Here is a 6,697-nt window from a genome sequence, read left to right as displayed (position 1 = left end):
TCGCAGCGAGGAACTGATGAACGACAGCACTGCCGCAGGACCGACCGCGACCGGCGACGACGCCGCGCCGCCGGTCCCCGAGGAGATCAGGGAGGCCGCCCGGCTCGCCCCCGATCACTGGCTCGGCATGGTCGACCCGGCATGGGCGGGCGAGGGTGATCCGCCGGAATGGGCCGTGGTGGGCCAGTGGCGGTCCGGTCTGGACGGAGACATCGAGGAGTGGCAGCCCAACGAGGCGTACCAGCCATCGCCCCAGGCGCTCGGCTGGCCCGCCCCCACCGATCCCGTGGACGAGGCGGTCCAGCTCTCCGCCACCGGTTACGGTCCGGGGGAGGCGGTCCCCAGGGCGCTGGCCACGGCGGAGGTCGCCGTCCTGCTCGGGCCCGGCGGCGTACCGCTGTCGGCCCTCTCGCCCGACGGGACCGCGGTCGTACCCGTCTTCACCTCACCCACCCATCTGCACGCGGTCGGCCGCTTCGGCTACGAACTCGCCCCGGTCACCGAGGTGATGGAACGTCTGCCGGACGGTCACCTGCTCTACGTCAACCCCTCCGGGCCGGTCGGCATGACCGTCGAGACCGATGCCCTGCGCCGGGCGGTCGACGAGTCCGCCGGCGTGACGCCGGAAGAACCGTCGCGCTCCTCGACGGCGGCCGAGGCCGGCGGACCGGAGACTTCGGCCACCGGGGCGGACGGACCGGAGCCCCCGGTCACCGCCCCTCTCACGGACTCCGCCGAAGAGACCGTCCACGAACCCTCCCTCCGCTCCGAGAGCTGACCGCTCCTCCCCCCGCACACCGCACGTAGCGAACCGATGGAGTTGCCCCGATGACGAGCCCTTCCGGTGCACCGGACCGCGAGCCCGACCACCCCGCCGATGCGGAGACGGTCGACGGGCTCGCCGCCCCGGTGCCGCGCCCTCCCGGCGTCCAGGGCGGTCCGTCCGCCGTGCTGCGGGGGCAACCGGGGTTCCGGGAGCCGCCCGAGGACTACGTCGAGGCCGCGAAGGCGGCCCCCGGCCACTGGCTGTCCGTGATCGACCGGCACTGGACCGGTGACGAGGACGAGCCCACGCCTCCCTGGGCGATTCCGGGGCGCTGGCGAAGCGACGCCGACGGCGACATCGTGGAGTGGGAGGAGAACGCCGAGTACCGCCCTTCGCCCGACGCGCGCGGCTGGGCCCCGCCGGTCAGCCCTGTGGACGCAGCCGTGCAGTTGGTCGCCACCGGGTACGCCTCGGAGGACCTGTTCGCCCTGATGGTCGCCGACGCCGAAGTTGCCGTGTGCCTCGACGAGGAGGGTGGCCTGGCGGTCACCGACGCGCAGGACGGCACCCAGGCCGTTCCCGTTTTCCCGTACTCCCCGGAACTGGACCAGAACAGGCTGCCGCCGCACGAGACGATGCTGGTTCCCGATCTCCTGGACCGGCTGCCCGAGGGAAAGGAAGTGCTGGTCCTCAGCTCGTCCGCTCCGGTGGGCCAACTCGTCACGCCGAGCGTCCTGCTGGCGGCCCAGGCCGAACTGGAGGAGTTCGCCCGCCTGGAGGAGGCCGACGCCTGGCCCCCCGCGCCGACGGCGGGCGACGGCTCCGGGGCCACCCCCTGGCCCCCCGGATCCGCCGAGGAGCGGCCTGAGTTCTTCCGGGGAGAGGGCTGAGCCCGCGGGCCCCGGCCGGCCGCGTCGGCGGTGGCAGGGCAGGGCAGGGCGGCAGGGAGGGCAGGACCGGGCGGCGGGGAGGGCAGGACGGCAGAGATCCGACTCCTCTGACTCCGCTTTGTGCAGGTACGGTTCATCCGTGAGTGGAATCCTCGCGTGGCCGGTGATTCCGCTTGCCGCCCGCTCGCCGGCCCGCTGCTCCACGTCCAGGGGTCCGGCCCAGCGGTCCGCACTGTCGGACTGTCAACTGATGAGGGTGAGTTCGCAACAATGGCTCGCGTCTTCTGTTCTTGGAGTCCCCGCCGGTGAGTGAGTACGTCGACAGCTCCGTCCCTTCCGCGCCGGGGCCCGAGCCCCTCCCCGCAGCCGAAGACGACCCGGCGATACCGGTGCCGGGACCCGCGGCGGCCCCAGCGGGTCCGACCGCCGGTGGGCCGGCGGACCCGGCCCTCGCCTCGGACGGGCCGGTGGCCCCGTCCGGTCCGCTGCCCGAGCCGCCCCCGGAGGTGGTCGAGGCGGCCCGGAAGCTGCCCGGCCGATGGCTGAGCGTCCCCGACGCCGAGTGGTCGGGGCAGGGCGCGCCGCCGGACTGGTCGGTTCCCGGTCGGTGGGGTACCGATGCCGCGGGGACGATCGTGGCGTGGGAGGACAACGAGGACTACCGCCCCTCCCCGGCGGCGCTCGGCTGGCCCAGGGCCACCGACCCGGTGGACTCCGCCGTTCAGCGCGCCGTGACCGGTTACGGGGCGGCCGGAGAGGTCCTGCGTACCCTGGCCGCGTCGAAGGTCGCCGTGCTCATCGGCTCCGACGGTGAGCCGACGGCCCTCCGGTCGGCCCAGGGTGACCCCGTGGTCCCCGTTTTCACCAGCCCGGCCCACCTCCGCGCCCTTGGATCGCTCGCCGCCCGGCTGGTCCCGGTCGCCGACGTGGTCGCGGGGCTGTCCGAGGGGCACTCCCTCTACGTCAATCCGACCGGACCGGCCGGCATGATCATGGAGACCGAGGCGTTGGCCGAGGAGATCGCCGCCCAGGAGCGCGGCGAGGTCCGGCCGGTGGGCGCGGACGGCCCGGAGGGGCCGAGCGCGCCGCGCATCCGGGCGGTCCACGTGACCGACGCCGACCGGCTCGCCACCGACGCGCCCGGACGGACGGAAGCGGCCGCGCCCTCGGCCGGAACGCGGGCTCGGGCATGAAGGGCAGAGGAGTCTTCGCACGCCGACGCGGCGCCGGACCATCCACCGGTGCCGGGCGCGACCGCGCCGCTGCCGCGCCGACCACCCCCACCGAACCGGACGGCGGAGCCGAGGAGGGGTTTCTGGTCGAGGACCACGACGGCATGCTGCTGCTGCGGACCTTCTCCGACGACACCCTCGCCCCGGCCGACGTCGCCGACCTTGCCCGCACCATGCGCACGGACGAGGACACCGTGACCGTCATCGCGGGCGCCGAGGGGGCGGGCTCCGCCGCCTTCTGGCCGAAGCTGAGCGAACTGCTCGACACGCTGGGCGAGTCGGGGGTCGACAGCGTACGGCTGGTCATGCCCGGCGCGGGGCACGAGGCCGAGGGCCGGCCCGCCACCGCGCGCCGCATCGCCGACGCCTGGCGGATGGAGGTCGAGGCGCCGGACGGGCCGCCGCTCGTCGTGCCGGGCGGCTCTCTCTTCATCCCGTCCGACGCAGGCGCCGGACTGCGGTCTTCGGCGGGCGTCTGGTGGCGGTTCGCGCCGGGGAAACGGCCGGAACCGCTGGGCCCGCGCAGCCCGCAGCCGTCCTGGCAGTCCGCGCTGAACGGCCTTCCGCCGGCCCTGACGGGAGGATGCGTCGTCGAGCAGATACCCGCCGGGGTGCTGGTCCGTCCGTCCGGGGCCGCGCCGGCCCGGCCCGGCGACCTCTACCACGCCATACCGGTCGACCCCCGGCGCCTGACCGTGGTGGTCGGCGTGCCCTTCGGTGAGGACATCTCTGCCGAGGAGGTCGCCGAGGTGCTCGAAGCCCTGCCGGACGACGTCCAGGTCGACGTGCGGCTCGTGCCCGGCGGGCGGCGCGATCTGCTGCCGCTGGCCCAGTCGGTCTCCGACCGGCTGGACATCGAGGTGGAGGTCATGACCGGTCTGCCGCTCGTCGCGGCCGCCGGTCTGTTGGGCACCTACTCCGTGCGGTCGGTCCTGGCGACACCGGACGGCGCCCCGGCGTGGATCCCGTTCGTGGACGCGGTCCGGTGCGCCCCGCCGGACGCGGAGGGCCGTGCACGGCCGCCCCGGCTGCTGCGCTGGAGCCCTCCGCTGCCGGGACCGGCGCGTCCGGAGGAGGGCGTGGTCGGTCTGACCGATGACTGGCAGCTCACGGTGACCCGGGCCGGCATGTGGGTGGGGCCGCGCGGCGGCCCGGCGCTGTCCCCCACGGCCCGCCGGGTGGACCCGGGTGGCCCGGTGATCGAGCTGGGCATGCCGGGCGAACTCCTCGACGCCTCGCTGGGGCCGGTTCTGTCGAACGTGCTGGAATCCCTGGCGCCGGACCTGCGCGGCCGCACGATCCTCCACGTGCACGGTGTGGCCCGCGACGGCGGACGCGAACTGCGACGGCTGGCGGCCCAGTACGGACTGCGTACCCTGCGCCACGCCGCCCCGCCCCCGGTCCGGGCCAGGCCGACGACCCCGGGCCGTCCCGCCGGGGCCGGCGCCGTCGCTCCGTCCGGAGCCGCAGCCGGACCGGCATCGTTGTCACCGACGCCTCACGTCCAAGGCACCGAGCGCCCGGCGTCGTCCGGACCGGCGGATCGCGCCGGTCAAGGCCCGCCGACCCAATCCGGACAGCCCACGGTGCCGCACCAGCCGGGACGGACCTCCGGATCCACCCCGGCCCCGTCGGCGAAGACCGGGGGCAGAGCGGCGCGCACAGACCGTGCACGGCAGCTCAGGGAGTCGATGGCCTCCGGTGCGGAGACGGGCACGGGGGCGCAGTCGAGCGCCGCGACCGGGGCGGGCACACCCGGTACGCCGGCCGCCTCCGCGCCGTCGGGTACGCCGGGCAGCCCCGGCGCGTCCGGTGCGCGCTCGACACCTGATACGCCCTCCGCGCCCCGCACGCCCGCGCTGTCGGATACGTCCGGTGCACCTGGTACGTCCGCGACGCCGAGTACCTCGGGCACGGCGGGCGCCTCGGGCACGCCGGGCACGTCCGGCGCGTCCGGCAGGAGCGCGGCGCGAGGGGAGCGGGAGCGACGGACGGACACGTTCGACTGGTCGGACGACCGCGTTCCGATGGGGTTCGCCGGACGCGCCCGCACGTCGGGAACGACCGCCGGACCGGCGCGCGGCACCGACGCCGCTCTGACGCCCCCGGCCCCGGCCCCGGAGCGGAACACCGGCCCGGCCGGGCTCCCGGAAGCGCGAGAGCCGGAGGTGAACGCCCCGGAGGTGAACGCCCCGGAGGCGAACGCCCCGGAGGCGGATGCCCCCGTCGCCGGTCGGGACGAAGACCCCGTACGGACCCCCGGCCCCGAAGAAGCCGGCCGCGCGGGAGCGGCGGCCGAGACCGGAAGCGACGACCGCGGGGGAGCGGCCGAGACCTCCGGTCCGGACGAACGCGCCGACGCGGCTGACGCCACCGACGCGCCGACCGGGAACGCCGCCACGCCCGAAGGCACGGTGGCGGCCGACGGCTCCGAACCGGAAGGCGGGCAGGGCCGGTCCGGTGCTGAGCGAAAAAACCCCGCACCTGCGGTGCCCGAAAGCCCGGAACCGTCCGAAGCTCCGGACGATCCGGCAGCCGCCTCCACCTCGGAACGGTCCACCGGACCGGACTCCACCGAGGTTCCCCCGGCCGCTCCCCGCCCCGTCGGCACGGACGTACGCGCTCCGGAGCCCGTGTCTGCCCCGCCCGGACCGGCGCACCGGGTAGTGGCCGAATCCTCCGACCCCGCGCCCGCGACGGCGCCGGTCACCTCGACCGCCTCGTCGGATTCCGGTGCCGCCCGGCTTCCGGACGTACCCCCCGTACCGGACGCACCGGAATCCCGAGGCGTTCCCCATCCCGAGGCCCCCGACACGGCCGACACCGGCCACGTTTCCGAGGCCGAGGACGGAGAGGGGAACGGGGGCGAGGGCGCGGAGGCCACCCAGGCCCCGCTTCCCCCGATCCTGCTGGGTCCCGGTCACCGCAGCTCCGAGGCCGAGCGGGCCGCCTTCCGCGCGCTCGCGGGCGAGATGTGGGACCGGCACGGCGCGGCCGTCGCACGGGCGCTCGCCCGGATGCCCGCGCTGCGCGGGAAGGAACAGGAGGCGGCCCGCGCCGATCTCATCGCGCTGCGGATGTACCTGCGCATTCCCGAGGGACCCTTGAGTCACGGCGCGTTGACCTGGAGCCTGCGCGACCGTGAGCTGGACCTGCTGCCGTACGGCGCCTGCGTGGCCTCGGCGCTGAACCGGATGCCGTCCCACCGGGGCGCGGTGCTGCGCGGCACCACCGTGTCCGGGGGCGCGGGCCATCCCGACCCGCCGCGTCCCGGGACGCTGCTGCGCGACGCGGCTCTGCTGAGCACCGTGCGGCTGGACCCCGGCGCCGTACCGCCGCCGGGTGACAGCTATGTCATCTGGTCGGTGGCCGGCCGCCGCGTGCGGCAGTTCTCCGAGCAGCGCGGGCCGGAGGAGGTCGTGTTCGCCCCCGGGACGCTCTTCCGGGTGCTGGCCGTACGCCGCGCGCAGCCCGGCGTACAGATCCATCTGCGTGAACTGACCGGACCTGCCGAGGCGGTCGCGCCCGATCCCGAGGGGGATCGGGCCGTGCTCGCCCGGCTGGAGACCGTCGCGTCCGGACCCGAAGCGACGCCCAGGGGCACCGGCCACTGGCCGGAGCGCTGCGCGGGCGCCGTGGGGGCCGGACCGTGACGCGACAACGAACCCCGACAAGAGCGAGGACCTTACGTGGCACGAGAGCATGATCCAACCCCCCGCATATCCACGCGGTCGGACACGTCCACCGGCGAGGGTGGCACGGGGAACGGCCGGAGAAGCGGCTCATCGGTATCGGTCCGCCGAGCGGTG

At 75.6% G+C, this 6,697-nt stretch carries 4 protein-coding genes; all 4 read left to right on the top strand.

Annotated features, from left to right (window positions below; genetic code table 11):
• The first annotated feature begins 16 nt into the window (after positions 1-16).
• The 4 genes from ACH4KB_RS07095 (at position 17) to ACH4KB_RS07080 (ending at position 6,541) form a co-directional block, all read left to right on the top strand.
• Positions 17-778 (top strand): type VII secretion system-associated protein, encoded by a 762-nt coding sequence (locus ACH4KB_RS07095; RefSeq protein ID WP_398064409.1) that lies wholly within the window; start codon positions 17-19, stop codon positions 776-778.
• Between the two features lie 50 nt (positions 779-828).
• On the top strand, positions 829-1,656 hold the full coding sequence (locus ACH4KB_RS07090; protein ID WP_398064407.1) for a type VII secretion system-associated protein: 828 nt from the start codon (positions 829-831) through the stop codon (positions 1,654-1,656).
• Positions 1,657-1,961: 305 nt separating this feature from the next.
• Positions 1,962-2,849, top strand: a complete 888-nt coding sequence (locus tag ACH4KB_RS07085) for a type VII secretion system-associated protein (protein WP_398064405.1) — start codon at positions 1,962-1,964, stop codon at positions 2,847-2,849.
• Positions 2,846-6,541, top strand: a complete 3,696-nt coding sequence (locus tag ACH4KB_RS07080) for a hypothetical protein (RefSeq protein WP_398064403.1) — start codon at positions 2,846-2,848, stop codon at positions 6,539-6,541. Before ACH4KB_RS07085 ends, ACH4KB_RS07080 begins: the two co-directional genes overlap by 4 nt.
• Positions 6,542-6,697 lie beyond the last annotated feature (156 nt).

Origin of the sequence: Streptomyces sp. NPDC017520 (genome assembly GCF_044329855.1) — a bacterium.
Taxonomy (GTDB): Bacteria; Actinomycetota; Actinomycetes; order Streptomycetales; family Streptomycetaceae; genus Streptomyces.
The sequence above is the reverse complement of the archived record's forward strand: the minus strand, read 5'-3'. Positions and strand labels throughout refer to the sequence as shown.